Raw genomic sequence first — 397 nt, 5'->3', positions numbered from 1 at the left:
AGCTATTTCTTTTGGGATAAATAAAAATAAAACAATCTTAAAAAAAGCAGGTGCTAAGACTTGGGAACAATTGGTTAAAGAATACAATATTGATACGAGTTTAGAGAGACCAGAACAAATTAAAATGTATGAAGAAAGAAGAAAGATAAAAAAATAATAAAAAGGAGATATTATGGAATTTGATGTTGAAATTTTAGACAATCTTGAGAATTTTAAAGAATTCTTAAAAACAAAACCTAGCAAAGAAGTTTTGCAGGCTGTTAATTCTCATTTAGAGGGTTTTTTAAGTGATGCGTATGATCATATCGATCCAGAAGAATACGAAGTCGCTTTTGAAGAAGAAACAGGAATATCTTATCGTGATGCTACTGAGGAAGAATTTGATGAGTGGTTTATT

At 29.2% G+C, this 397-nt stretch carries 1 protein-coding gene; it reads left to right on the top strand.

Going from position 1 to position 397, the window contains the following annotated elements; all coding sequences use genetic code 11:
• Positions 1 to 172: 172 nt before the first annotated feature.
• On the top strand, positions 173 to 397 hold a 225-nt coding region (locus tag ELQ12_RS09945), incomplete at its 3' end, for a hypothetical protein (protein ID WP_134264761.1).

The organism is Campylobacter sp. US25a (assembly GCF_004379075.1).
GTDB classification, from domain to species: Bacteria; Campylobacterota; Campylobacteria; order Campylobacterales; family Campylobacteraceae; genus Campylobacter_D; species Campylobacter_D jejuni.
The sequence above is the reverse complement of the archived record's forward strand: the minus strand, read 5'-3'. Positions and strand labels throughout refer to the sequence as shown.